24 protein-coding genes are annotated in these 26,089 nt (G+C 66.9%); 12 read left to right on the plus strand and 12 right to left on the minus strand.

Annotated elements, in window-relative coordinates:
* Positions 1-9 precede the first annotated feature (9 nt).
* Together L6Q67_RS14120 and L6Q67_RS14125 are read left to right on the plus strand one after the other, a co-directional pair.
* Positions 10-3,108, plus strand: a complete 3,099-nt coding sequence (locus L6Q67_RS14120; protein ID WP_296570456.1) for a CusA/CzcA family heavy metal efflux RND transporter — start codon at positions 10-12, stop codon at positions 3,106-3,108.
* 56 nt (positions 3,109-3,164) lie between these two features.
* A complete protein-coding gene (locus L6Q67_RS14125; RefSeq protein WP_296570458.1) occupies positions 3,165-3,500 on the plus strand; it encodes a P-II family nitrogen regulator in 336 nt (111 codons plus the stop codon).
* 31 nt (positions 3,501-3,531) lie between these two features.
* Here L6Q67_RS14125 and L6Q67_RS14130 read toward each other — a convergent pair whose 3' ends face one another.
* Positions 3,532-5,550, minus strand: coding sequence for a TonB-dependent siderophore receptor (locus L6Q67_RS14130; RefSeq protein WP_296570461.1), 2,019 nt, complete (start codon positions 5,548-5,550; stop codon positions 3,532-3,534).
* A gap of 205 nt (positions 5,551-5,755) precedes the next feature.
* Positions 5,756-7,276 carry a DegQ family serine endoprotease gene (locus L6Q67_RS14135; RefSeq protein WP_296570463.1) on the minus strand — a complete coding sequence of 507 codons (1,521 nt, stop codon included), beginning with the start codon at positions 7,274-7,276 and terminating at the stop codon, positions 5,756-5,758.
* A 188-nt stretch (positions 7,277-7,464) separates the two neighbouring features.
* On the opposite strand from L6Q67_RS14135, the gene L6Q67_RS14140 reads away from it, so the two are divergent.
* Positions 7,465-8,382, plus strand: coding sequence for a hydrogen peroxide-inducible genes activator (locus L6Q67_RS14140; RefSeq protein WP_296570465.1), 918 nt, complete (start codon positions 7,465-7,467; stop codon positions 8,380-8,382).
* Here L6Q67_RS14140 and L6Q67_RS14145 read toward each other — a convergent pair.
* Positions 8,372-8,986 (minus strand): 5-formyltetrahydrofolate cyclo-ligase, encoded by a 615-nt coding sequence (locus tag L6Q67_RS14145; RefSeq protein ID WP_296570468.1) that lies wholly within the window; start codon positions 8,984-8,986, stop codon positions 8,372-8,374. The genes L6Q67_RS14140 and L6Q67_RS14145 overlap by 11 nt on opposite strands.
* A 40-nt stretch (positions 8,987-9,026) precedes the next feature.
* Between L6Q67_RS14145 and L6Q67_RS14150 the strand changes: the two genes are divergently transcribed.
* From L6Q67_RS14150 to L6Q67_RS14165, 4 genes are all read left to right on the plus strand, one after another.
* Positions 9,027-11,000 (plus strand): lytic transglycosylase domain-containing protein, encoded by a 1,974-nt coding sequence (locus L6Q67_RS14150; RefSeq protein WP_296570471.1) that lies wholly within the window; start codon positions 9,027-9,029, stop codon positions 10,998-11,000.
* A 69-nt stretch (positions 11,001-11,069) separates the two neighbouring features.
* Positions 11,070-12,026: a complex I NDUFA9 subunit family protein gene (locus tag L6Q67_RS14155; protein WP_296570474.1), complete on the plus strand. Its 957-nt coding sequence runs from the start codon at positions 11,070-11,072 to the stop codon at positions 12,024-12,026.
* Entirely contained in the window at positions 12,023-13,291 is a 1,269-nt protein-coding gene (locus tag L6Q67_RS14160) for a multifunctional CCA addition/repair protein (RefSeq protein ID WP_296570476.1), read from the plus strand. Before L6Q67_RS14155 ends, L6Q67_RS14160 begins: the two co-directional genes overlap by 4 nt.
* An 82-nt stretch (positions 13,292-13,373) precedes the next feature.
* Positions 13,374-15,341 (plus strand): transglycosylase domain-containing protein, encoded by a 1,968-nt coding sequence (locus L6Q67_RS14165; protein ID WP_296570479.1) that lies wholly within the window; start codon positions 13,374-13,376, stop codon positions 15,339-15,341.
* A gap of 7 nt (positions 15,342-15,348) precedes the next feature.
* On the opposite strand, the gene L6Q67_RS14170 is transcribed toward L6Q67_RS14165, so the two are convergent.
* Complete coding sequence (locus tag L6Q67_RS14170) at positions 15,349-15,546, minus strand: DUF2905 family protein (protein WP_296570482.1); 198 nt, start codon at positions 15,544-15,546, stop codon at positions 15,349-15,351.
* 188 nt (positions 15,547-15,734) lie between these two features.
* Between L6Q67_RS14170 and L6Q67_RS14175 the strand changes: the two genes are divergently transcribed.
* Together L6Q67_RS14175 and L6Q67_RS14180 are read left to right on the plus strand one after the other, a co-directional pair.
* A complete protein-coding gene (locus L6Q67_RS14175; protein WP_296570485.1) occupies positions 15,735-16,538 on the plus strand; it encodes an alpha/beta fold hydrolase in 804 nt (267 codons plus the stop codon).
* 222 nt (positions 16,539-16,760) lie between these two features.
* Positions 16,761-16,967, plus strand: coding sequence for a hypothetical protein (locus tag L6Q67_RS14180; RefSeq protein ID WP_296570487.1), 207 nt, complete (start codon positions 16,761-16,763; stop codon positions 16,965-16,967).
* A 75-nt stretch (positions 16,968-17,042) separates the two neighbouring features.
* On the opposite strand, the gene L6Q67_RS14185 is transcribed toward L6Q67_RS14180, so the two are convergent.
* A complete protein-coding gene (locus L6Q67_RS14185) occupies positions 17,043-18,203 on the minus strand; it encodes an SAM-dependent methyltransferase (RefSeq protein ID WP_296570490.1) in 1,161 nt (386 codons plus the stop codon).
* Positions 18,204-18,314: 111 nt separating this feature from the next.
* On the opposite strand from L6Q67_RS14185, the gene L6Q67_RS14190 reads away from it, so the two are divergent.
* From L6Q67_RS14190 to L6Q67_RS14200, 3 genes are all read left to right on the plus strand, one after another.
* Positions 18,315-19,064, plus strand: coding sequence for a pteridine reductase (locus L6Q67_RS14190; RefSeq protein WP_296570493.1), 750 nt, complete (start codon positions 18,315-18,317; stop codon positions 19,062-19,064).
* A 68-nt stretch (positions 19,065-19,132) separates the two neighbouring features.
* Positions 19,133-20,080, plus strand: coding sequence for a tRNA 2-thiocytidine(32) synthetase TtcA (ttcA, locus tag L6Q67_RS14195; RefSeq protein ID WP_296570495.1), 948 nt, complete (start codon positions 19,133-19,135; stop codon positions 20,078-20,080).
* Positions 20,081-20,179: 99 nt separating this feature from the next.
* Positions 20,180-21,040, plus strand: coding sequence for an FHA domain-containing protein (locus L6Q67_RS14200; RefSeq protein WP_296570498.1), 861 nt, complete (start codon positions 20,180-20,182; stop codon positions 21,038-21,040).
* 73 nt (positions 21,041-21,113) lie between these two features.
* Here L6Q67_RS14200 and L6Q67_RS14205 read toward each other — a convergent pair whose 3' ends face one another.
* The 7 genes from L6Q67_RS14205 to L6Q67_RS14235 all read right to left on the minus strand — a co-directional run bounded on the left by L6Q67_RS14205 (position 21,114) and on the right by L6Q67_RS14235 (position 26,071).
* Positions 21,114-21,407, minus strand: coding sequence for a PsiF family protein (locus L6Q67_RS14205; RefSeq protein WP_296570499.1), 294 nt, complete (start codon positions 21,405-21,407; stop codon positions 21,114-21,116).
* A 138-nt stretch (positions 21,408-21,545) separates the two neighbouring features.
* A complete protein-coding gene (gene hprK, locus L6Q67_RS14210; RefSeq protein WP_296570501.1) occupies positions 21,546-22,481 on the minus strand; it encodes an HPr(Ser) kinase/phosphatase in 936 nt (311 codons plus the stop codon).
* Positions 22,450-22,935, minus strand: coding sequence for a PTS IIA-like nitrogen regulatory protein PtsN (gene ptsN, locus L6Q67_RS14215; protein WP_296570507.1), 486 nt, complete (start codon positions 22,933-22,935; stop codon positions 22,450-22,452). The genes hprK and ptsN overlap by 32 nt, the downstream gene beginning before the upstream one ends.
* A 158-nt stretch (positions 22,936-23,093) precedes the next feature.
* Complete coding sequence (gene raiA, locus L6Q67_RS14220) at positions 23,094-23,417, minus strand: ribosome-associated translation inhibitor RaiA (protein WP_296570510.1); 324 nt, start codon at positions 23,415-23,417, stop codon at positions 23,094-23,096.
* Positions 23,418-23,433: 16 nt separating this feature from the next.
* Positions 23,434-24,897 carry an RNA polymerase factor sigma-54 gene (locus L6Q67_RS14225; protein ID WP_296570513.1) on the minus strand — a complete coding sequence of 488 codons (1,464 nt, stop codon included), beginning with the start codon at positions 24,895-24,897 and terminating at the stop codon, positions 23,434-23,436.
* Between the two features lie 15 nt (positions 24,898-24,912).
* Positions 24,913-25,635, minus strand: a complete 723-nt coding sequence (gene lptB, locus L6Q67_RS14230; RefSeq protein ID WP_296570515.1) for an LPS export ABC transporter ATP-binding protein — start codon at positions 25,633-25,635, stop codon at positions 24,913-24,915.
* Entirely contained in the window at positions 25,622-26,071 is a 450-nt protein-coding gene (locus L6Q67_RS14235; protein WP_296570517.1) for a regulatory protein RecX, read from the minus strand. Before L6Q67_RS14235 ends, lptB begins: the two co-directional genes overlap by 14 nt.
* Between the last annotated feature and the right edge of the window lie 18 nt (positions 26,072-26,089).

Below are 26,089 nucleotides of genomic sequence, written 5' to 3' on the forward strand. Positions count from 1 at the left end.
GGACCGGCCATGATCCAATCATTAGTCCGAGCCGCCCTCCAGCAGCGTCTGGTGGTGGTGGTGGTGGCCGTCGTGCTGCTGGCGTTCGGCATGAATGCCGCGCGCAAGCTGTCGGTGGACGCCTTTCCCGACGTGACCAACGTGCAGGTGCAGATCGCCACCGAGGCCAAGGGGCGTTCCCCCGAGGAAGTGGAGCGCTTTGTCACCGTGCCCCTGGAGATCTCCATGACCGGCCTGCCCGGGCTGGAGGAGATGCGCTCCCTCAACAAGCCCGGCCTGTCCCTGATCACCCTGGTGTTCACCGACGCTACCGATGTGTACTTTGCCCGCCAGCTGGTCATGGAGCGCCTGCTGGAGGTGGGCAGCCGCATGCCCGAGGGCGTGGTGCCGGTGCTGGGGCCCGTGTCCACGGGCCTGGGTGAGGTTTATCAATACACCCTCGACCACCCTGATGACGGTGACCGCAAGCTCACCGAGAAGGAGCTGACCGAGAGGCGCATCGTCCAGGACTGGGTGGTGCGACCGCTGCTGCGCTCCATTCCCGGGGTGGCGGAGATCAACTCCCAGGGGGGCTATGCTCGCCAGTACCAGGTGCTGGTGAACCCGGACCGCCTGCGTCACCATCACCTGACGGTGCGCGATGTCTATGAGGCGGTGGCCCGCAACAACGCCAACTCCGGTGGCGGCGTGCTACCCCAGTACTCCGAGCAATACCTGATCCGTGGTATCGGCCTGGTGAAGAGCCTGGGTGACATCGGCTCCATCGTGCTCAAGGAGGTGGGCGGTACGCCGGTGTACATCCGCGACGTGGCCGAGGTGACCTTCGGGCACGAGGTGCGTCAGGGCGCGGTGGTGAAGAACGGTGTCACCGAATCGGTGGGCGGCATCGTCATGATGCTCCGGGGCGGCAACGCCAAGGAGGTGGTCAGCCGCATCAAGACCCGGGTGGCCGAGATCAACGACAAGGGCATGCTGCCCGATGGCCTGAAGATCGTGCCCTACTACGATCGCTCCGAGCTGGTGGATGCGGCTCTGTGGACGGTGATCAAGGTGCTGCTGGAGGGCATCGCGCTGGTGGTGGTGGTGCTCTTCCTGTTCCTGGGGGATGTGCGTTCGAGCCTGATCGTGGTGGCTACGCTGGTGCTGACGCCGCTGCTCACCTTCATGGCCATGAACCACTACGGTATCTCGGCCAACCTGATGTCCCTGGGGGGCCTGGCCATCGCCATCGGCCTGATGGTGGACGGTTCGGTGGTGGTGGTGGAGAACGCCTTTGCGCGCCTGGGCCATGTGGGCGAGGGGGAGAGCAAGGTGCGCGTCATCTTCGACGCGGTGCAGGAGGTGGCCACGCCGGTGATCTTCGGGGTCGGCATCATCATCCTGGTGTTTCTGCCCCTGATGACCCTGCAGGGCATGGAGGGCAAGATGTTCGCGCCCCTGGCCTACACCATTGCCATTGCGCTGGCGGCGTCCCTGTTCCTGTCCCTCACGCTGACGCCGGTGCTCTCCTCCTACCTGCTCAAGGGCGGTGCGGAGCACGACACCTGGCTGATCGCCAAGATCAAGGCGCCCTATCTCAAGATGCTCCACTGGTCGGTGGCCAACAGCCGCAAGACGGTGGTGGGTGGTGTGGTGCTGCTGGTGGCGACCCTGGGCATGTTCCCCTTCCTGGGCACGGCCTTCATCCCCGAGATGAAGGAAGGCTCGGTGGTGCCGGGCATCAACCGGGTGCCCAACATCTCCCTGGATGAGTCCATCAAGATGGAAATGCAGGCGATGAAGCTGGTGATGGAAGTGCCGGGCGTCAAATCGGCGATCTCCGGCGTGGGTCGTGGCGAGTCGCCGGCCGACCCCCAGGGCCAGAACGAGTCCACCCCCATCGTCAGCCTCAAGCCGCGAGAGGAATGGCCCGCTGGCTGGACCCAGGACACCATCGCCGACGCCATGCGCGAGAAGCTCAAGGTGCTGCCGGGGGCCCAGGTGGTGATGGCCCAGCCCATCTCCGACCGGGTGGACGAGATGGTCACCGGGGTGCGTTCCGACGTGGCGGTGAAGGTTTTCGGTGACGACCTGGAACTGCTCAAGAAGAAGGCCGAGGAGATTGCCCGGGTGGCATCGGGCATCACCGGCGCCACCGACATTCGCGTCGAGCGGGTGACCGGTCAGCAGTATCTGTCCATCGAGATCGATCGCAGCGCCATCGCCCGCCACGGCCTGAATGTGTCGGATGTGAATGACGTGATCGAGGCCGCCATCGGCGGCAAGCAGGCCACCGAGGTGTACGAGGGCGAACGGCGCTTTGCGTCGGTGGTGCGCCTGCCCGAGAGCTTCCGCGACAACGTGGAGAAGATCGGCAACATCCTGGTGAATGCGCCCGGTGGCGTGCAGGTGGCCCTGGAGAACCTGGCCCACATCCAGATCGTGGATGGTCCGGCGCAGATCTCCCGCGAGCTGGCCAAACGCCGGGTGGTGGTGGCCATCAACGTGAAGGACCGTGACCTGGGCGGCTTCGTGGCCGAGCTGCAGAAGACGGTCGAGTCCAAGGTGGAGCTGAAGGACGGCTACTATCTGGAGTGGGGCGGCCAGTTCCAGAACCTGGAGCGGGCCATGGGCCACCTGACCATCATCATCCCGGTGACGGTGGCGGCGATCTTCTTCCTGCTCTTCCTGCTGTTCGGGTCGCTCAAGCTGGCCAGCCTGATCATCCTGGTGCTGCCCTTTGCCAGCGTGGGCGGTGTGCTCGGCTTGTTGTTCTCGGGCGAATACCTGTCGGTGCCGGCGTCGGTGGGCTTCATCGCCCTGTGGGGCATCGCGGTGCTCAACGGGGTGGTGCTGGTGAGCTACATCCGAAGCCTGCGCACCGAGGGCATGCCCGTGGTCCAGGCCGTGGTGCAGGGGGCGACTGTGCGCTTCCGCCCGGTGATGATGACTGCGACAGTGGCCCTGCTGGCACTTATCCCCTTCCTGTTTGCCACCGGGCCGGGCTCCGAGGTGCAGCGCCCCCTCGCCATCGTGGTGATCGGCGGCCTGATCACCTCCACGTTGCTGACCCTCGTGGTGTTGCCGACCCTCTACAAGTGGTTCGACGACACCCCCTACGAAGCCTGATCACCGCCGGACGGGCCGCCGCAGACGGCGGCCCGTCCCTGAATGAAGGAATGCACATGAAGGAAATTCGCGCTGTCATCCGCCCCCAGAAGCTGCCCCGCCTGCGCGAGGTGCTGCGGGCCATTCCGGGCTTCCCGGGCATGACGATCAGCAAGGTGGCAGGTTGTGGTGCCACCTCCCGGCATACGCCCAATACCATCCGTGAGGTGCTCACCGACTTTACCGACAAGGTGCGGATAGAGATCATCGCGCCCGACGACATGACCGATACGCTGGTCGATCAGATCGTCCAGGTGGCCAGCACCGGGCAGACCGGCGACGGCCTGGTGTGGGTGACGGAAATCCAGAGAGCGGTGTTCATCCGCAAGACGGTCGGCTCGGACAGCGTCTGAGGCGCCGAGGCTGGCGCCCTGGGCGACGGGCCTAGAGCTCTATGCCCAGGGACAGCCAGACCATGCTGGAGGCCGGGTTGACCGGCCTGTTGAGGTGCACCGGCAGGCACTGTTCGGAGCGATCGGCGATTTCCTGGTGACGTTCGCCCAGGTTGATGCCGTTGATCGCCATTTCCACCCGCCGGCCGTCCACCTGAAAAGCCTTGGCGATGCGTAGATCAAGGCTGGTATAGGCCGGCGAGGTGTAATCGCAGCCCGGTACGTAACCATAGCCGCCGGCCAGGGAGCCCATGCGCAGGATGCTGGCGGTGCTCTTCCAGCCGCTGCCGTAGTCCTGCAGCCAGGTCAGGCTGGCCGAGTAGGGGGCCGTGCGCTTGGCCACCTCGGGCTCGTCGGTGTGGCGGTCGATCAGGCTGTGGCTGAAGAGGATCTCGGTGCCGGCCCGGGGCTTGGTGCGGAACTGGTACTCGAGGCCGCGCAGGACCACCGGCGAATCCAGGTTGACGAACTGGGATGAGGGCAGGGCGCTCAGGGCCAGGGGGCCTATGGGCGAAGGGATGTTGCGGCGGACCACGAAGTTGCGGATGTGCTCGTTGAAGATCCGCACATCGAGGGTCGCGTCGATGCCCGGGAAACGCCCCAGATAGCCCACTTCCACGGTGTCTACCGAGGGGGTGCGCAGGTCGGGATTCGGGACATACGGCCAGGCGATGGGGGCGCTGCTCCGGGGGTCGGTGTTGGGCGCGTAGGCACGCACGTCCCCGTGGATGTCGAACATGTTGCGCTGCTGCCAGGCCCGGGCGTAGCCGGCCCGGAAGGTGTCCGTGGGGCTGGCTTGCCAATTGACGAAGGCCCGCGGGATGAATTGGGCGGCGATGTCGCCGTTCTTCTCGAGGAGCCCGCCGAGGTTGAGCTGCCAGGCCGGGGTCAGGTGCCAGTCCAGGTTGGAGAAGGCCCGGTACATGCTCATGCTCGGCGGCCTGGTGCCGGCAAACAGGAAGGGGGCGTCCGACTCGTCGCGCCGCCCCTCCAGGCCCCACACCAGCCGCGCCTGGGTATTGAGGGCAAAGCGGTGCTGCAGTTCGATGTTGGTGCGGTCACTGGCACGGTTGCGGTTGAGGGGCACATTGGGGAAGGCGGGCGAGCTGGCCGTCCACCGGTCAATGTTGGATTCGTGGTTGCGGTAGAGGCTGACCAGCCACTCTTCCTCGTGGCTCAGGGTACGCCGCCAGGTGAGATGGATGGTGCTGGATTCCGCGCCGGCGGTGCGCTCCCCGTTGTTGTTGTAGATCGAATCGGGGTAGCCCATGCCGCGTTCGAGGCGGTTGTAGCCGGCGCGCAGGGTGAGCTCGTCACGGGTGTTGAGGCGGTAGTCACTGCGCAGGCTGAGGGTCTGGCTGACACGTGAGTCGTTTACGCGGCTGAAGCCGTTGTCGCGGATCTGCCCTGCCGAGAGGCGCACACCCAGGTCGTCACTGCCGCCGGTCCAGCTGGCGCGGATGTCGGCGATACCGTGATTGCCGGCGTTGATCTGGCCGGAGGCGCCGCGTTCCTGGTGGCTGTGGCGGGTGATGATGTTGATCACGCCGAGGAACGCGTTGGCGCCGTAGGCATTGGAGTTGGTGCCGCGCACGACCTCGATGCGCTCGATCTCGTCGATGGTCAGGGGCAGGGACGACCAATCGACGCCACCGAAGGAGCTGGGGGCATACACCGAGCGGCCGTCTACGAGTACCTGGATTTCGGTGGGAAAGTCGCTGCCCAGGCCGTGATAGGTGACCCACTGGGAGTGCCCGCGCTCCTGGCCGATCTGCATGCCCGGCACCAGACGCAGCAGGCGCGCCACATCGCGATAGCCGGTTGCCTGGATGAAGTGCCGGTCGAGGATGGTGACCGCACCGGGGGCTTCATTGAGTACCTGGGGAAGTCGCGACGCCGACAGGACTGTCGGGAGATCCTCGAAAAAAGGGGATTCGGCACTGTATCCCGCCTGGCTGTCGACAGCGAAAACGGTATGAGTGCATGCAAGGCCCGCAAGTGCGGTAAGCAAGGACCGCCGGGAGAACAGCGAGGGCATCGGACGAGTTTTTGTTGTGGTGAGTCGGGGCTTTCCCTGTTATCGACCACGCCCCGGCCTTGCGATTATAAAGCTTGCATGTTGATCTGCCTGTGTATTCTTTAACTCCCGTATTGTGAATTGATGCACGTGCGTGGTACCCGCACGGAGCGGGCACCACGGGCTCCGGTTGATGTTTTCAGTTGATCCGGATGGGCAGGAAGATCCGGCTGCTGCCCCGCTGGATTAACAGCGCAAAGCGGCTGCCGGCGTCGTCGAGCAGCTTGCGGAACTGTTCGACGCTGGTGATGGCCTGGTTGTTGATGCCGAGGATGACGTCACCGTTCTGCAGGCCGGCCTTGGCGGCCGGGCCGCTGCTGCCTTCGACGACGATCCCGCCGGGAACGCCGAGGCGGCCGGCTTCCTGTCCGGTGAGGGCGCGGCCGTTCAGGCCCAGCTTGTTGCTGGCGCTGTCGTTCTTGCGCTCGGGGCTGGCGGCGAGAACCTTCTCACCGGCCTGCTCGCCCAGGGTCACCGTGATCTCGCGGGTCTTGTGGTTGCGCCAGACCGACAGGCGTACGCTGGTGCCGGGCTTCTGTTCGCCGATGATGCGTGGCAGATCGGCGGAGTTGTCCACCTTCTGGCCGTTGACCCCGAGGACCACGTCACCCGCTTGCAGGCCGCCCTTTTCGGCCGGGGAGCCGGCTTCGACATTGGCAACCAGCGCGCCGGCCGGCTTGTCGAGGCCGAAGTTCTGGGCCAGGTCGGCATCCAGCCCCTGGATGGTCACGCCCAGGCGGCCGCGCGAGACCTTGCCGTACTTCTGCAGTTGGTCCTTCACCTTCATCGCCACGTCGATGGGGATGGCGAAGGAGATGCCCATGAAGCCCCCCGAGCGGGAGTAGATCTGGGAGTTGATGCCGACCACTTCGCCGGCCAGGTTGAACAGCGGGCCGCCGGAATTGCCCGGGTTGATGGCCACGTCGGTCTGGATGAAGGGGACGTAGTTTTCGTCGGGCAGGCGGCGGGCCTTGGCGCTGATGATGCCGGCGGTGACGGTGTTCTCGAAGCCGAAGGGCGAGCCCATGGCCACCACCCATTCGCCGACCTTGGTACGCTCGGCATCGCCGGTCCGCACGAAGGGCAGGCCGTTGGCGTCGATCTTCAGCAGGGCCACGTCGGTGCGCTTGTCGGCGCCCACCACCTTGGCCTTGAATTCGCGCTTGTCGGTGAGGCGCACGGTGACTTCGCTGGCTCCGTCGACCACATGGGCGTTGGTCAGCACATAGCCGTCGGCGCTGACGATGAAGCCCGAACCGACGCCCTGCTGGAGCTGTTCCGGGCTGCGATTTCCACCGCCACCGCCGCCCGGCATGCCCGGAACGGGGACGCCGAAGCGGCGCAGGAAGTCATAGAAGGGGTCGCCGGCGAAGGGGTCTTCCCCGCTCGTGGCGCCGCTGCCACGGGAAACCTTCTGGGTGACGCTGATATTGACCACCGCCGGGCCGACCTGTTCGACCAGCGCGGAGAAATCGGGCAGCCCGTAGCGGCTGGCCGGCGCAGCGGGCGCCGGGGCGGTCTGGGGAGGGGGGGCGACGCTGGCGGGCGCGCCATTGGCGGCATGGGACGGGGAGATGGCGCCGCCTTCCTGCAGGCAGCCGGCAAGAGCCAGAACAAGGGCGGAAAAGGCAAAGGTCGATCGGACCAGGACAGGTTTCATCTGTTGCTCCAGTGGATGGCCTGAAAATTGACGCTCCCGGGGAGCATCATGTTCCGTGTTTAAACAAGTGCTTACAAAATGGGGGCGCTTTGGCGGGATGCAAGCCCCCGTGATCGCGGCCTGCCCGGATGCGCCCTTTAGGCGATGAGGATGTATAGTTAATCACTATTGCTAACTGGGGCGACCTGATGACGCTTACCGATCTTCGCTATCTCGTTGCGCTGGCCCGTGAACGTCACTTCGGCCACGCGGCAGAGCGCTGCAATGTCAGCCAGCCGACGTTGTCGGTGGCCATCAAGAAGCTCGAGGACGAACTGGCGGTCACCCTGTTCGAGCGCAGCGCGGCCGATGTGAAGATCACCGATATCGGTGCGCGCATCGTCGCCCAGGCCGAAAAGGTGCTGCTCGAAGCCGGGCAGATCAAGGAGCTGGCCACCGCGGGGCGCGACCCCCTGTCCGGTCCGCTCAAGCTCGGCGTGATCTACACCATCGGCCCCTACCTGCTGCCGCACCTGATTCCCCGGGTCCATGCCGCGGCGCCGTCCATGCCCCTGCTGATCCAGGAGAACTACACCGCCCGCCTGGCCGAATCCCTCAAGCGCGGCGACCTGGACGTGATCGTGGTGGCCCTGCCCTTCGAAGAGCCCGGGATCGTCACCCAGGCGGTGTACGACGAGCCCTTCCGGGTGCTGATGCCCGCCGGCCACGCCTGGGAGGATGACGACACGATTCCGGCCGCCCGCCTGGCCGACGCGCCGCTGCTGCTGCTTGGCGCCGGCAACTGTTTCCGCGACCAGGTGCTTGAGGTGTGCCCCCTGTGCCGTGGCGGCGAGGGCCTGCAGCGCACCCTGGAAGGCAGCTCCCTGGAGACCATCCGCCACATGGTGGCCACCGGTGCCGGCATCACCGTGCTGCCCAGCTCCGCCGCCGACCCCCTTCCCGGCGGCAATTCGCTCCTCACCGTGCGTCCCTTCGACGCGCCGGAGCCCTTCCGGCGCATTGCCCTGGCCTGGCGGGTGACCTATCCCCGCAGCGGGGCCATCGATGTGATCCGGGCGGCCATCCTCGGCAGCCCCCTGCAAGGGGTGCGCCCGGTCAGCCGTTGACGCTTGGCGTGGCGCGGAAGCTGCCCGCCTCGGTGACGATCCAGTCCATGGGCTGGTCGTGGGGCTGAGGATGGGTGGAGTCGGTCCGGGCCAGTTCGAAGGCCACGCCGATGCACAGGGGGGGCGGATCGAGGGCCGCCAGGGTGCGGTCGAAGTAGCCGCCGCCGTAGCCCAGCCGGTAGCCCGCCGCGTCGAAGGCGTTGAGGGGGATCAGGATCACGTCCGGCTCCACCCGCAAGCCGTGCGCCGGTACGGGGATGCCGTGATGATCCGTGTCCATGAGGTCGCCCGGTTGCCAGCGCCGGAAACGCATCGGCTGCGCCGGTTCCGTCACTTCGGGCAGGGCCGCCTGGCGCTGCGGATCGGCGGCCAGCCAGCGCCCTGCCCAGGCCACCAGGTCCACTTCGCCGCGCCAGGGCCAGCAGAAAGCCAGGGTTCGCGGGGCCAGCGTTTCCAGCAGGGCATCCAGGTGGCCTTCGATGCGGGCCGAGAGGGTCGCCCGCGCCTCCGCAGGGAGGGCTTCCCGCGCGGCGATGGCGGCCTGGCGCAAGCCTCTCCGCAGTGCAGCAATATCGCTCCCGGCGGGGGAGTTCGGGGTGTTCACTGTGCTATTCTCCGGCGGCATTTTGGCGGGGCGAAAATCAATGAAGAATAGCGCGTGGGCCGTACTGGCGGCAGTTTTGTGGATGGCCATGCCGGCCGGCGGCGACCCGGGGGACGAGCGCATCCTGCTGGCCCGGGACGCGGCGCGCAGCGGTGATCGCAACCGTCTGGCCCTCAATGCGCCGGCCACCGGCCACGTGCTCGACCCCTATCCCGAATACTGGGCCCTGTCCAACCAGGTCGCCCGCCCCTCCGCCGATTTCGATCCGGCCCGCATCCAGGACTTCCTCGAACGCAACAGCGGCAGCTGGCTGGCCGAGAAGTTGCGCGGCGAATGGCTGCGCAGCCTGGGCAAGCGGGGCGAGTGGGGCAGCTTCGTGGCCGAGTTTCCGTACCAGGAGCAGCCGGACCAGGAGCTGCGCTGCTATCACTATCAGGCCCGCCTGCAGAACGGCGACGGTGCCGTGCTGGGCGAGGTGCGCCCCCTGTGGTTCAGCCTGGTGGACACCCCGGAGAGCTGCATCCCGGTTCTGCAGACCCTGGTCCGCGAGGCGCAGGTGGCGCCGGATGACCTGTGGCTACGCATCCGCCGTCTGATGGAGGCCAAGCGCATCACCGGCGCCCGGGCCGTGGCCAGCTGGCTGCCCGCCGATCAGGCGCTGGGCGCGTCCGACCTCGACAAGGCCAGCACCAACCCGTCCACCTGGCTGGATCGTCAGCCCGTCAACTTCGCGGCCAGCCGCCAGGGGCGCGAGCTGGCCCTGATCGCCCTGGCCCGCCTGTCCCGCGACGATCCGATGGGCGCCTATCTGCGCTATTCCCGGCTCGACGAGCGCTTCAGCGCGGCCGAGCGGGGCTATGCCCTCGGCCAGATCGCCTGGCAGGCTGCCACCAAGCTGCTCCCCGAAGCCCACGCCTGGTTCAAGGCGGTTGGCGACACGCCCATGTCCGAAGAGCAGGCCGCCTGGCGCGTGCGTGCCGCGCTGCGTGCCGGCGACTGGCGGGCCGTGAAGGCGGCGGTCGAAGCCATGCCCGCCGCCCAGCGGGATCTGCCCGACTGGACCTACTGGCTCGGTCGGGCCCAGCAGGCCCTGGGCAACAAGGAGGCCGCCCGCCAGGCCTTCGAGCGCCTGGCCGGGCACCCCACCTTCTACAGCATTCTTGCCGACGAGGAGCTCGGCCGCAGCTTCAAGCTGCCCGACAAGGCCCGGGCCACCAGCGATGAGGAAGCCGAGCGGGTCCGCCAGACCCCGGGCGTGCAGCGCGCCCTGGCGCTGTTCCGGCTCGACATGCGCACCGAGGGCACGCGGGAATGGAACTGGACCCTGCGTAACCGGGATGACCGCTTCCTCCTCGCCGCTGCCCAGCTGGCCCAGCAGCTCGGCATCTACGACCGGGCCATCAACGCCGCCGACCGCACCCGCAACGAGCACGACTACAGCCTGCGCTACCTCGCACCCTACCGGGAGCGCATCGAGCCCAATGCCCGCAGCCGCGACCTGGACACCGGCTGGGTGTATGGCCTGATGCGCCAGGAGAGCCGCTTCGTCACCTCGGCCCGTTCGGGCGTCGGCGCCCAGGGGCTGATGCAGATCATGCCGACCACCGGGCAATGGATCGCCGGCAAGCTCGGCATGAAGGGGTACAACGTGGGGTGGCTGCGTGACCCGGACACCAACGTGATGTTCGGCACCACCTACATGCGGATGGTCCTCGAGGGCCTCGACAACCACCCGGTGCTGGCCTCGGCCGCCTACAACGCCGGCCCCGGCCGGGCCAAGCGCTGGAAGGACGCGAAGCCCCTGGAGGGGGCCATCTACGCCGAGACCATTCCCTTCGGCGAGACCCGCGACTACGTAAAGAAGGTGATGGCCAATTCCGTGGTTTATGCCCTCCTGCTGGACGGGCGCTCGCCCTCCCTGAAGAGCCGGCTGGGCACCATTGCCGCCAGCAACGGCGACGTCAGGGACGTCGGCGGCATGGGCAGCCCGGCACCGGGGGCTGGGCTCGAATAAGCCTCCGCGGCTGGGGAATTCTTTGCGCGGGTTTTGATCTGTGATGGTGGAACATCCCTGGAGAAAGTCATGACCCCCATTCGCAAGGTGCTCGTCGTTGGAGGCAGTGGCTTCGTCGGCACCGCCGTGGCCGAGCGCCTGACGGCAGCCGGCCTTAGCCTGCTCATCCCCACGCGGCGTCGCGAGCGTGCCCGCCATCTGCTGCTCCTGCCCACCGCCGAGGTGGTCGAGGCCGATGTCTTCGATCCACCGACCCTGGCGGGGCTGATGACCGGCTTGGACGCGGTGGTGAACCTGGTCGGCGTGCTGCATTCGCGCAGCGGTACGCCCTACGGGCCGGATTTTGCCCGTGCCCATGTGGAGCTCCCCAAACGCCTGGTCGCCGCGGCCCGGCAGGCGGGCGTGCAGCGCATCGTGCAGGTGAGCGCCCTGGGCGCCAGTGCCGACGGGCCGTCCGAGTATCAGCGCTCGAAGGCCGACGGCGAGGCCGCAATCCGTGCTGCTGCGCCGGAGGTGGCCTGGACCATCCTGCGCCCCTCGGTGATCTTCGGGCCCGGTGACAGCTTTCTCAACCTGTTCGCCAGCCTGGTAAGGCGCTTTCCGCTGATGCCCCTGGGGGGCGCCGATGCCCGCTTCCAGCCGGTGTACGTGGAGGACGTGGCCGACGTGGTGGCTGAAGCCCTGCAGCGCAGCGACGCCGCGGGCCAGACCTTCGACATGGCCGGCCCCACCCAGTATTCCCTGCGCGAGCTGGTCGAGTATGTCGGCGATCTGACCGGCTGCCCCCGGCCCGTGATCCCCCTGCCTGAAGGGCTGGCCATGCTCCAGGCCGGCCTGCTCGAGCTGCTCCCTGGCACGCTGATGAGCCGCGACAACGTGCGCTCCATGCGTGCGCCCAACGTCACCGCGGGGCCGCCCCAGCCGTGGGGGCGGGTGCCCACCCCCCTGGAGGCGATCGCCCCCACCTATCTCGGCAAGGCCAACAAGCGTTGCCGATTTGCCACCTTCCAGCTCCATCGTCCATGAAGATCTACTGCGTCGGCGGCGCCATTCGCGACGAACTCCTCGGGCTTCCGGTCAAGGACCGGGACTGGGTCGTCGTCGGCGCCACCCCCGAAGCCCTGCTGGCCGAGGGCTATCGCCCGGTCGGCAAGGATTTTCCGGTCTTCCTCCACCCCCGCACCCACGAGGAGCATGCCCTGGCCCGCACCGAGCGCAAGACGGCGCCGGGCTATGCCGGCTTCGTCTTCCACACCGATGCGACGGTGACCCTCGAGGAAGACCTGGCCCGGCGCGATCTCACCATCAACGCCATCGCCCGGGGGGAGGATGGCGTGCTCGTCGATCCCTATGGCGGCCAGGCCGACCTGCAGGCGCGGGTCTTCCGCCATGTCAGCCCGGCTTTCGCCGAAGACCCGGTGCGCATCCTGCGTCTGGCACGTTTCGCCGCCCGCTTTGCCGACTTTCGCGTGGCCCCGGAAACCCTGCAGCTAATGCAGGCCATGGTGGTGGCCGGCGAGGTCGACGCCCTGGTGCCGGAGCGCGTCTGGCAGGAGCTGGCCCGCGGCCTGATGGAGGCCCGGCCGTCGCGCATGATTGCGGTGTTGCGTGACTGTGGCGCCCTGGCGCGCATCCTGCCGGAGCTGGATCGCCTGTTCGGCGTTCCCCAGCCGGCCCGCTACCACCCGGAGGTCGATACGGGGGTGCATCAGCTGCTGGTCATCGACGCGGCGGCGGCTGCCGCTCAGCCGCTGGGGGTGCGCCTGGCCTGCCTGCTCCACGACCTGGGCAAGGGCCTCACTCCGGCGCACATCCTGCCCCACCATTATGGTCACGAGGCGGCCAGCGAGACCCTGGCGCGCGAGGTGTGCGAGCGCCTCAAGTGCCCGGCCGACTGCCGCGACCTGGCGGTGATGACGGCCCGCGAGCACGGAATCGTTCACCAGGCCCTGCAGCTGCGCCCGGAGACCACCGTGAAGCTCATCGAGCGCTGTGACGGCCTGCGCCGGCCGGAGCGTTTCGAGGCCATGCTGGCCGCCTGTGCCTGCGATCACCGGGGGCGTGGCGAACCGGCCGGGGGGCGGCCCTATCCCCAGCAGGCGCGGCTGCTGGCCGCCTTGCACGCCGTGCGAGGCGTGGATGCGGGGGCCATCGCCCGGCGTCTCGAGGACAAATCGCGCATCCCGGCTGCGGTCCACGAGGCCCGTGTGGCGGCAGTCAAGGCGCTGGGTGCTGCGGTGCTGGAAGAGGATACGAAGATTGACACTTTTCCCCTCGGGGAGCGTCAGTAATCCCGCGTTCGGCCAGGGGGGATGGGGCATACAATGCCCGCCACCCATGCACCCGCCCCGCGTTTTTCCTGCTCTTGATCTGTTGATCTGGCGCCTTGTGCTGCCGGTGCTGCTGCTCGTTGCCGCGGTGCCGGCCCAGGCGGTTCAGCCGATCCCCGGCTTCGCCGAAGTCCGCGCCAACGCGCGGCCGTCGGTGGCGGTGCTGCTCGCCCGGGATGGCACGCCCCTGGCCGAACGGCGCCTCGACATGGGGGTGCGGCGGCTCGAATGGGTCAGCCTCAACAGCCTCTCGCCGGCCCTCAAGGAGGCTCTGCTGGCGGCCGAGGACAAGCGTTTCTTCGAGCACTCGGGGGTGGACTGGCGGGCCTTCGCCGGTTCCCTGTGGCACAACCTGTGGTACGACCGCAAGCGCGGGGCCTCCACCCTGTCCATGCAGCTCGCCGGCCTGCTTGATCCGGATCTGGCCCTGGGGCGCAATGGCGCGCCGCGCCGTTCCTTCGGCCAGAAATGGGACCAGGCCCTGGCCGCCCAGGCGCTGGAGGCCCGCTGGACCAAGGAGCAGATCCTCGAGGCCTATCTCAACCTGGCGCCCTTCCGGGGGGATCTGCAGGGTGTCCATGCCGCGTCCCGGGCCTTCTTCGGCAAGGGGCCGGAGGCCCTGGGCCGGCCGGAGGCCCTGGTGCTGGCGGTGCTGTTGCGCGGCCCCAACGCCCGTGCCGAGGTGGTGGCCCACCGGGCCTGTGTGCTGGCGGAGCGGATCAATGCACCGGCGGCCTGCACCCCGGCCCAGCGCCTGATCAATGCCAGCCTCGACCGCCAGAACACCGCCCCGCGCTGGGATCTGGCGCCCCACGTGGCCCGTCAGCTGCTGCAGCACCCCGGCGAACGGCTGATCAGCACCCTTGACCCGGAAGCCCAGCGGGTCCTTCTCGGCGTGTTGCGGCGCCCCGGCCTGGTGGAGGGGGCCGGGGTCGTGCTGGACAATGCCACGGGCGACATCCTGGCCTATGTGGGGGGCGGGGACGCGGCCCAGCCGGACCAGGTCCCGGTGTCGCGGAGCATGGGAACCCTGCTGCAGCCCCTTGTTTACGGCTTTGCCCTCGAGCGTCGTCTGCTCACCGCGGCAAGCCTGATCGAGGAGCCCCTTTCCAATCACGCCCCCACCGTGCCCGAGGATCACACCTGGGTCAGTGTGCGCCAGGCCCTGGCCAGCGGAATGGCGGATCCGGCCCAGGCGGTGGCCCGCATGGTGGGCGACGGGCTCGCCGAACGTCTGCGTCAGGTCGAGGTGGACTGGCCCCGGGGCATGCTGCCGGAGCTCGGCCTTCTCCAGCTTGCCGGTCTGTACCGGACCCTGCCCGCCGGCGGGCAGTGGCTGGCGCCGCGCCTGCTGGCAACACCCGAGCGCCAGCCGCGCCGGGTCCTGCGGGCCGAGGCGGCCTTCATCGTCAGTGAGATCCTGGTGGATACCGAGCTTGAGGGGGGCACCCTGCCGCTGGTCCATCGCCAGTACGCGGTGGACGGGCGGGAAGCCCTCGAGGCAGGCTATTCCGACCGTTTCACGGTGGTCCTGTGGGCATCGGGCGGGCGGGGTACCCCGGCGCTGGCCGGCCAGGCCTGGCAGGACATCCTGCGCGGCCTGCATCGTCAGCAGGCCGCCCATCGCCTGGTGCCGCCGCCGGGGGTGGTGTCGGCCCTGGTGGTCTTTGAGCCACCCATCGAAAGCCCGCGCCGGGAGTGGTTCATCCGCGGTACCGAGCTGGAGCGGGTGGGGCTGCCACGCAGCCTCCCGCGGATCACCTACCCGGCCAACGGCCTGCTGGTGGACGCGATGGCCCTGGTCGACGACCCCGCCTTCCGGGTGAGCCTCGATGCCACCCATGCACCGCCGGGGGCGTGGTGGCGGCTCAATGGCGAGAGGCTGGTCGGCAGCAACGGCCTGCGCCTGGCCTGGCGCCCGGTGGCCGGCCGGCATGTGCTGGAGCTGATGTCGGCCGAGGGGCAGATCCTCGACAGCGTGATCTTTGCGGTGCGTGCCCCGCTGGACTGAGGGCGCCCTACAACCAGCGGATCAGCAGGAAGACCAGCAGCGACATCAGCAGCGTGCTGGTGAGCGGAATGTGGATGTGGCGACCGAACAGATCGAAGTGGAGGTCACCCGGGAGGTGGCCGATGCGCCAGCGTCGCAGCGCCAGGCCGGAACCCAGGCCCGACACCACCGCCAGTATCACGATTGCCAGCAACCACTTGAGCATTGCCCTTGACCCGTCTGCATCGAAAGCGCGATTTAACCGCGGATTGGGGCGGGCCGGCAGGTTTTCTGCTTTCCCACTTGGATGACGTGCTGTAAGTTGTGTCCCCACAACAATAGCAATCCAGAACAGCTCATGACCCTGACTTTCTTCCCTGTGCCCCTGCACGCCTGTCTGCGGGGCCTTTCTGCATGAACCGCTCCCGTTTCGGTGATCTTGAGGTCCTGTGTCGCAGCCCTGAAGGTGAGTCCCGGGAGACTCCGCTGCTCTTCGTTCATGGTGCCTATACGGGCGCCTGGTGCTGGGACGAGTTCTTTCTGCGCCATTTTGCGGCGCAAGGCTACAGCGCCTACGCCTTGTCCCTGTCCGGCCATGGCGGCAGCCGCGGGCGGGCCTATCTCGACAGCTTCTCCATCGCCGACTACGTGGACGATGTGGCCGAGGTGGTGGACAAACTGGCCGTGCCGCCGGTGCTGATCGGCCACTCCATGGGCGGCATGGTGCTGCAGAAGTATCTCGAGAAGCATTCGGCACCCGCGGTGGTGCTGATGTCGTCGGTGCCGCCCCAGGGGCTGCTCGGTTCGGCCTTCGGGCTGGCCTTCTCCAAGCCCAACCTGATGGGTGACCTGAACCGCATCATGGGGGGCGGCCAGCCGCAGATGGAAACCCTGCGCCAGGCCATGTTCCATGAGGCGGTCGAACTGGAGCGCCTGCAGCGCTACTACCACTTGTGCCAGCCCGAGTCCCACCGGGCCATCTGGGACATGTCCCTGTTCGACCTGCCCTTCGTCTCACGCATGCAGTTGCCGCCCATGCTGGTCCTCGGGGCCGAGCATGATGTGCTGATTCCGCCGGATCAGGTGCGCATGACCGCCCGCCGCTATGGCGTGGAGGCGAAGATCCTGCCGGGGCTGGGGCACGGCATGATGATGGAGAGCGACTGGCGGGTGGCGGCGGACCCGATCATCGCCTGGTTGAAAAGTCAGGATTTGTAAGCCGGCGGCAAAAAAGCGCCGGCTTGTGAACTCCGTCATTGCGACGGGCGTTCCGGCAGCCCATTCTAGAGCCATGCACACGGCCGATGTATCGTTGGGGAAAGTCCCTTGTCCCCCTGCCTCGTGCCGGAGTCCCTTCAACCTTTGGACGCTGCAGCCGTTAATAAAATCAGCGGGGATTGCTCCCTTCACCCCGCAACGGAGGCCGAAATGGTGATCTGCATGGATATGGAAAGCGGTGCCTGCACCCCCCTGGACCTGGATGGTGAGTCCGGCCTGGCCTACAGCGAAGAAGTGCTGAACGCCAATCTGTTGCCCCCCGAGCTCGCCCTTGGCCTGCAGGAAATCCCGGTGTCGTCGCCGGAGCGACACTTCGTTCCCACGGACGTGGATGCCTTCCTGAGCGCGGTGTACCGCTTCCAGGAATAAACCGCCCGTCACCCGCAGGATGTGAAAACGCCGGCCCTTGAGCCGGCGTTTCCTTGTCAGGCGGGGCGGATGAGACTACAGCGTGTGCAGCCGGTCGCCGCGCCGGAAGCCGATCAGGGGCTGCACGATACCCTTGCCAAGGGCAATCACCTTGAACAACTCGCCCATCTCATGGGGCCCCGTCAGGCGTTGCACGGCCTTGGCGGCACGGATGTAGTCCGTACTCTCCTTCGGTGCCCGCCGCGCCAGGCATTCCAGGATCCCGCAGTTGAAGAGCAGGTTGGCCTGGTCGGCATAGCCCAGCACGTCCAGCCCGGCCTCAAAGCCGGCCTCGGCGGCCGCGGTGAAGTCCACGAAGGCGGTGATGTCGTTGAGCCCCGGCCACAGGAAAGGGTCGCCGTGGGCGTGATGCCGGAAGTAGCACAGCAGCGTGCCGGTGCTGCGGCTGGGCAGGTAGTACTCCGCCCGCGGGTAGCCGTAATCCACCAGCAGCAGGGCACCCTGTTCCAGCCGGGCCGCCCATTCGCCAATCCACGCCCGCCCGGCCAGGTTCAGCTCACTGACGTACTCGCCTTCGTCGGGCAGGGGCAGCCCCAGGGCCTCCGCGGCCTCGGCAACCCTGCCGGTTGCCGGTTGGTCGGCCCACACGAAGCGGCCTTCGCCATCCACGGCCACGCCGCGCTCGAAGATCCCCTCCGGGCGCCAGGCGATCAGGTGCACCGGCATCACATCCAGGACTTCATTGGCCACCATGGCGCCGGAGAAGTGCTCGGGCAGCCCGTCCAGCCAGCTGACCCGGCTGGCCAGGTGGGGGGCCTTGCTGGCCAGGGTGTCGAACTGGCGCTCGCGCAGCTCGGCGGACACCTCGAGGATGCCGTAGCTTTCCGGCAGGGCGCCACGATGCTCCAGCTCCAGCAGCAGGTCGGCGGCCAGCAGGCCGGTGCCGGCTCCGGCCTCGATCACGTGGGGAGCCGACAGGTCCATGATCTGCTGGACCTGGGTGGCCAGGGCCTGCCCGAACAGCGGAGTGAGCTCGGGGGCGGTGATGAAATCACCCCCTGCACCGAACTTGCGGGCGCCGCCGCTGTAATAGCCCAACCCGGGGGCGTAAAGGGCCTCGGCCATGTAGGTGGCGAAGGAGATCCAGCCGCCCTCGGCTTCGATCAGCGCGTGCAGACGGGTCAGGAGGCGCCCGCTCTGCTCAAGGGCGTCGGGGGAAGGCTGGGGAAGGCTCATGGGAAGGACGCCGTAGACAAAGCCGGCATTCTACCCGCGCCGGCCGCCGCCCCGGCAGGGCTGAGGCACCGTATCATGGCGATCCCCGCAGTCGATTTCCTCTTGCAACACATGAACTCTCACTCCATTGCCCCCGTGGTGCTGGTGACCGGCGGTGCCCGCCGCGTCGGTGCGGAGATCGCCCGCCGCCTGCATGCTGCCGGCGCCCGGGTGGCCCTGCATTACCGCAGTTCTGCGGCCAACGCGGAGGCGCTGGCCGCAGGTTTCAACGCCGAGCGGCCCGATTCGGCCCTGGTGCTGCAGGCCGATCTGCTCGACACGGCCTGCCTGCCCGGATTGGTCTCGGCCGTGCTGGAGCGTTTCGGGCGGCTGGACGGGCTGGTGAACAACGCATCGAGCTTCTTCCCCACGGCGCTCGGTGACATCGACGAAACGGCCTGGGCCGACCTCATCGGCTCCAACCTGAAGGCGCCCCTGTTCCTGGCCCAGGCGGCCGCGCCCCATCTGAAGGCCAGTGGCGGCGCCATCATCAACATTGTGGATATCCATGCCGAGCGTCCGCTCAAGGGTTATCCCCTTTATTCGACAGCCAAGGCCGGCCTGCTCGGCCTGACCCGCGCCCTGGCCCTCGAGCTGGCGCCCCGGGTGCGCGTCAATGGCGTCGCACCGGGGGCCATCGAGTGGCCGGATGACGGGCAGTTTTCCCCGTCCGAGCGGGAGGCCATCGTCCGTCACACCCTGCTGGGCCGGACCGGCGCGCCGTCGGACATCGCCCGGACGGTGGCTTTCCTGCTCTTCGACGCGCCCTACATCACCGGCCAGGTCATCGCCGTTGATGGGGGGCGCAGTGCCCACCTGTAGTTTGTTTTACACTTCTGGCCGGCCGTGCGGATATTCGGTCGGACTATAATCATCTGAACTGGATTGACATGGAACACGTAGTGGCAGCCCCCGCTTTTTCACCCGCCGACCCCGCCCCGGAGAAGGAGTCCCGTTTCTCGAACACCTTCCTGCGCCTCAAGAAACACCTCGAGCGCAAGGTTGGCGAGGCGATAGGTGATTACGGCATGATTGCCGACGGTGACGTGGTCATGGTGTGCGTGTCGGGGGGCAAGGATTCCTTCACCCTGCTGTCCATCCTGCTGGCCCTGCGCGAACGGGCGCCGATCGATTTCCGCATCGTGGCCATGAACCTGGACCAGAAGCAGCCCGGTTTTCCCGACCACGTCCTGCCGGCCTATTTCGAGTCCATCGGGGTCGAATACCGCATCGTCACCGAGAACACCTACAAGATCGTCAAGGACAAGATCCCCGAGGGTAAGACCACCTGCTCCCTGTGTTCGCGCCTGCGCCGGGGCATCATCTACCGCACGGCCAAGGATATCGGCGCCACCAAGATCGCCCTCGGCCATCACCGGGACGACATGATCGAGACCCTGTTTCTCAACATGTTCTTCGGTGGCAAGATGAAGTCCATGCCCCCCAAGCTGGTCAGTGACGATCGTCAGAACGTGGTGATCCGCCCGCTGGCCTACTGTTCCGAGAAAGACATCGAGCGTTTTGCCCGGGGCATGGAATATCCGATCATCCCGTGCAACTTGTGCGGCAGTCAGGAGAATGCGCAGCGCAAGCAGATCAAGGCTATGCTTCGTGACTGGGACACGCGTTTTCCGGGCCGCATCGTCTCCATCGCCACGGCCCTCAAGAACGTGGTGCCGTCCCATCTGGCCGACAATGCATTGTTTGATTTCCAGGGTGTGTCCTGCGAGACCCAGGTCGAGCAGGGGGATGTGGTTTTCGATAGCCCCGACATGCCAGACATGTCCGGGATACAGCCCGAATCCGATGCGATTCCCATCGGTGTGTGGAGAAGCTAGTGCCGGAGTACCTAGCGCCAGGTCTTGGCCGGGCTTTCCCCGGGGAGGCGGGCAGCGTACCGGGTGAGTCGTCAAATTCCGTCGTCGGAGTCTGTGAGAATGAGTGAGCGTCCCTCCGCCGCGTGCCTTCTGTATGCCGATGTGGCCGGCGGCGCACGTCTTGCCGTCAAGCTCGGCGAAGCCGAGGCCGGCTATGCGGTCGAGCGCTGCCTGAACCGGATGTCCCGATGCGCGGAGGCCTATTCGGCCAGTGGCCTCGAACTGCATCCGGACGGGCTGGTGGCACGCTTTGCGGAGGCGGATTCAGCCTTGCTGGCCGCCCGGGAGATGCGGGAGCGGGTGCGGGCTCTGCCGCCGATGAGCGGCATCAAGCTCGTCCTGCGGGCCGGGGTGGTGCTCGAGGCCGAGGCCGAGAAGGCCGACGAAAGGGCCGAGGCGATGGCCGTCAGGCTGGTCGCCAGCCACAACCCCGATACCATCTCGGTATCCGAGAGTTTCAGCGAAGTCCTGTCGCCTTCCATGCGTCGCATGCTCAGCCGCCTGGAGGAGAGCAAGGGGACACCGTTTCCGACCCTTGAACTGGGTGATCTGCCGCCACCGACCCCGGCCGAGCTGCGCCAGGAGGCGGCGCAGGCGCTCAAGCAGCTGCGGGTGAGTTTCCGCGGGCAGAGCTGGGTCATCGATGCGGCCCATCCCACCCTGCTCTTCGGGCGCGAAACCGGCAACGACATCGTGGTGGCCGATCCACGGGTGTCCCGGCAGCATGCCCGCATCGAGCTGCGCAGCGGCCTGTTCTATCTTGCCGACTCCAGCACCAATGGCACCTATCTGCTCGAAGAGGGCAACGCCGAGCATTGCATCAAGCGTGATGAGTTCATCCTGGGTGAGAAGGGGCACATCGGCTGCGGCTTCTCGCCGGCCGAGAACATGTCCGACGCAGTGGCGTTCGCTGTCGACTGAGCCGCGGCGGCGTCCGGGCTGAAATACAGAAGGGCCGCAATTTGCGGCCCTTCGTGCTGTCGGGGTGGGCGGATCAGTTCGCCTTGAGACAGTCGCTCATGAACTTCTTGCGCTCGTCGCCCTTGAGTGCCTTTTCGCCGGCATCCTTGTTGCAGGTCTTCATCTTGTCCTGCTGGGTGGTCTTGGCCGGCTTGGCGGACAGGCATTCCTTCATGAATGCCTTGCGCTCATCGCCCTTCAACTCCTTTTCACCGGCGGAGGCGTTGCACTCCTTCATCTTGTTCTGCTGGGCGCCGGCCGCGAGAGCGGCGGGGGCCAGGCTGGCGGCGAACAGGGAAACGGCGACGCTCAGGATCATTTTCTTCATCAGGCCACTCCTCGTAGGAAGGATTATCGGGAACTGCGACACCATCATAAACGGCACATGTGCGATGGCGTTGACGGCGGATCGTGCCGGGGCGCCAATATGCCGCTCGTGCCACAGTTTTTTGCAGCCTTGCTTGGCTCAGATGCCGTTTTCTTCCATCGCCCGACGCTGGCGGTCAACAAACTCCTGGGTCGAGTCGATGCCCCGCAGCAGCAGGATGGTGGAGCGCACGGCGGCCTCGAGGAGCACGGCGAGGTTGCGGCCCGCCGCCACCGGCAGGATCACCCGCCGTACCGGAATGCCCAGAATCAGCTGTTCCTCGGCATCCTGGCTGAGGCGCAAGGGGTCTTCCTGGCCGGGCTGACGACGCTGAAGGTGGACCACCAGCTTGAGTTTCATTTTCCGGCGACAGGCGGTCTCGCCGAAGATCGTGCGGATGTTGAGGATGCCCAGGCCGCGGACCTCGATCACGTCCTGGAGCAGCTCGGGGCAGCGGCCTTCCAGGACATTCGGCGCGATGCGCGAGAACTCGACGATGTCGTCGGCCACCAGACCATGGCCGCGGGAGATCAGTTCGAGGGCGAGTTCGGACTTGCCGGCGCCGGAGTCGCCGGTGATGAACACCCCCAGGCCCAGCACGTCCATCAACACCCCATGCAGGGCGACCCGCTCGGCCAGCTTGCGCGACAGGTAGCTGCGCAGGTGGTCGATGACGTTGGCTGCCGGCAGGGGGCTGGCAAACAGGGACACGTCTTCATTGGCACACAGGGTGCGGATGATGCTCGGGATGTCCTCGTCGTCGGCGACGATCAGTGCGGGGGGCGCATAGGAGAGGATCTCCCGCACGTGGTGGATGACCTTCTCGCGGGTCTGGCGCCGGGCCCATGCAATCTCGGAGGCGCCGAGGATCTGCAGGCGGTCGGGGTGGATCAGGTTCAGGTGGCCAACCATGTCGGCAGGCCAGATGCGGTCTTCGGAGACCGAAATGCGGGTAGCGAGGCTGCCGCAGATGTGCCGCAGCCTCAGGCGTTCGAGATTGTCGTCAAACAGCCGCGCTACTGTCGTCTGGCGCATCACTTCCCCACTGGGCGAAGAGGGCATGGGCGGCCAGTGCATCCGGGGCGCTCAGGAGCTGTTCGCGGAAGCCGCGATCGCTGAACATCTGGGCCAGCTCGGACAGCAGTTGCAGATGGTGCTCGTTGGCCTGTTCGGGCACCAGCAGCACGAACAGCAGGGAGACCGGACGGCCGTCGGGGGCATCGAAGGGAACCGGTTCGGCGAGGCGGATGAAGGCACCAAGGGCGTCCTTGAGGCCCTTGATGCGGCCGTGGGGGATGGCGATGCCTTGACCCAGCCCGGTGGAGCCGAGCTTTTCCCGGGCAAACAGGCTGTCGAAGACGGTGCTTCGGCCGATTCCGTGGTTGTTCTCGAACAGCAGACCCGCTTGCTCGAAAGCGCGCTTCTTGCTGCTCGCCTCGAGTCCGACGACTACGTTGGCCGGCGGCAGTAATTTGGCGATGAGATTCATGCGTGGACTCTCCTGCATGCGGCAAGGACCGACACAGGTTTCCGATGAAGGGCGATTCAGGGGATCCGGGGGCTTCAGCCGCCGGGGCCGTTGTGTCAACTGGGGCGCATTATAGCCACAACGGTCCCGGGGAAAACGGGATTACTTGCGTGGACGAATCAGGATTCGGCCACGTGGTGCTTCAGGGAGTCGTGGCCATGGTCGGAGACCTTGTCCTTGTACTTCAGAACCTGGCGGTCCAGCTTGTCGGTGAGGGCGTCAATGGCGGCGTACATGTCGGAATCCTCGGCTTCCACATGGATGTCCTTGCCGCGCACGTGAACGGTGACTTCGGCCTTCTGACGCAGCTTTTCCACCGAGAGGATCACGCCGACGCTGGTGACGTTGTCGAAGTGACGGATCACGCGGTCGAGCTTGGAGGTGACGTACTCGCGGATCGCCGGCGTAACTTCGACGTGATGCCCCGTGATGTTGAGGTTCATGGTTGCTACCTTTCTGTCAGATGGTTTTGCGCAGACTGACCGGCGGGATGTCGAGGGACTCGCGGTACTTTGCAATCGTCCGTCGCGCCACCACGATACCCTGCTGGCCCAACAACTCGGCAATCTTGGCGTCGGACAAGGGTTTCCTCTTGTCTTCCGCCCCCACGAGCTGGCGAATCAGCGCCCGAATCGCCGTCGAGGAGGCAGCACCACCGCTGTCGGTGGCGACGTGACTGCCGAAGAAATACTTGAACTCGAAAATGCCCCGCGGCGTGGCCATGTACTTTTGGGTGGTCACCCGGGAGACGGTGGATTCGTGTAGATCCAGCTGCTCGGCGATTTCCCGCAGGGTAAGCGGGCGCATTGCCACATCGCCATAATCGAAGAACTGGCGCTGGCGGTCAACGATCGCTTGCGATACACGCTGGATGGTCTCGAAACGCTGCTGCACGTTCTTGATCAGCCAGCGGGCTTCCTGCAGGTGGCTGGACAGGGAGCCGCTGGCGCCCCGGTTGTCCCGCAGGATCTGGGCGTACAGCTGATTGACGCGCAGCCGCGGCATGGCGTCGGGGTTGAGACTCACGACCCAGGTGCTGCGCACCTTGCGCACCACCACGTCCGGCACCACGTAACGGGTGTCGGCCTGGGAGAACTGCGCACCCGGCCTGGGATTGAGGCCGAGGATGAGGTTGTGGGCTTCCCGCAGGGCGTCGTCGTTGCAACGCAGGGCGCGCTTGAGCTTGAGGAAGTCGCGGGCGGCCAGCAGTTCGAGATGCTCTGCCACGATGGCCAGGGCCAGCTGGCGCGCCTCGGTACGGGGCAGGGTCTGGAGCTGCAGGGCGAGGCACTGGCCCACGTCCCGGGCGCCCACACCGGCCGGGTCCAGGCTCTGGATCTGGCGCAGGGCGATGTTGAGGTCGTCGATCTCGATCTCGAGCTCGGGAGGCAACAGGGGCAGCAGGTCTTCGAGTTCCTGGCTCAGGTAACCGTCATCGTCGAGGGCTTCGACCAGGAAGCGCACCAGGGCCCGGTCCCGGTCGGACAGGGGGGTGAGGGCGATCTGGGCGTCCAGGTGGTCACGCAGGGACGGAACGGCGGCCTGGAACTCCTGGAAGTCGGCGTCATCGTCGTCGTCCCGCTGGCCACTGCCGCTGCCTGCGGCCATCCATTCGCCAGCTTCACCGCTATTGTCGAAGTCCTGATCCGGCTCGCGCTCGCGGTCGGCCTCCCGGGACTGTTCCTGGTCCCGCTCGTGGGCTGCCTCGCTGCCGGCCGGGGCCACCGGACCGGGGGCCTCGACCCGGCTGGAGCCCAGATCGCCCTCGGGTTCTTCCCGTTCGAGCATCGGGTTCTCGAGCAGGATCTTCTCGATCTCCTGGTTGAGTTCGAGGGTGGACAGCTGGAGCAGCTTGATGGACTGCTGCAGCTGCGGGGTCAGCGCAAGGTGCTGGGAGAGTTTGAGCTGAAGGCTGGGCTTCATGAGTCGTCTCGGTGCTCAGAGCCTGAAGTGTTCGCCAAGGTAGACCTGACGCACCTGCTCATTGTGGACGATCTCGTCGGGGCGGCCGCTGGCCAGCACTTCGCCGGCATTGATGATGAAGGCGCGGTCGCAGATGCCGAGGGTTTCGCGGACGTTGTGGTCGGTGATGAGGACGCCGATCCCCTTGTCCTTGAGGAAGCGGATGATCTTCTGGATGTCGATCACGGCGATCGGGTCGACGCCGGCAAAGGGCTCGTCGAGAAGGATCAGGCGCGGGTCGGTAGCCAGGGCACGGGCGATCTCGCAGCGGCGGCGCTCGCCGCCCGAAAGGGAGATGGCCGTGCTGTCGCGGAGGTGTTCGATGCCCAGTTCGTTGAGCAGCTCGTCGAGCCGCGCGGCAATCTGGGCCTTGCCGTGGTGCTGTAGCTCCAGCACGGCCTGGATGTTTTCGGCCACGGTGAGCTTGCGGAAGACGCTCATCTCCTGGGGCAGGTAGGACAGGCCGAGGCGTGCGCGCTGGTGGATCGGGCGGTGGGTCAGAACCTGGTCATCGAGGGTGATCTCGCCCCCGTCGGCGGCCACCAGGCCGACGATCATGTAGAAGCAGGTGGTCTTGCCTGCGCCATTGGGGCCGAGCAGGCCCACGACTTCGCCGCTGCCGACGTTGAAGGAGACGTCGTGGACAACGGTGCGTGCCTTGTACTTCTTGCGCAGGTTGCTGACTTTAAGCAGGCTCATCGCCGGGATGTTCTCTCAGGACTCTACGAATGATTTCGGTTGAAAAGCCGCGACCTTGAAGGAATCTCGCCTGCCGTGCCCATTCTCGCGCGTCCGGGGGGGGCGTGGCGAACTTTCGCTGGTGAATTTCCCTGGCGCGGTCCAGTTCGCTGTCGGTGTCCGCCTCGTCGAGGGTGGTGGCGATGAGTTCCGGGGCGACCCCCCGCCGGCTCAGCTCGACCTGCAGCCGGGTGCGGCCAAAACGGCTGGCCTTGGCGCGTATGTAAGCGTCGGCGAAGCGGGCGTCCGAGAGCAGCCCGAGCTCCACCAGCCGGTCGAGTTCGGCCCTGACTTCGTCCTCGCTGCCCAGCCCGCCCAGCTTGCGCGCCAACTCGACCCGGGAGTGTTCCCGCAGGGCGAGGCAGCGCAGGGCGCGTTCGTGGAGGCTCTGGGCCATGGCAGCGTGGGCGGGGGC

It is taken from the genome of Zoogloea sp. (assembly GCF_023150065.1).
Classification (GTDB): Bacteria; Pseudomonadota; Gammaproteobacteria; order Burkholderiales; family Rhodocyclaceae; genus Zoogloea.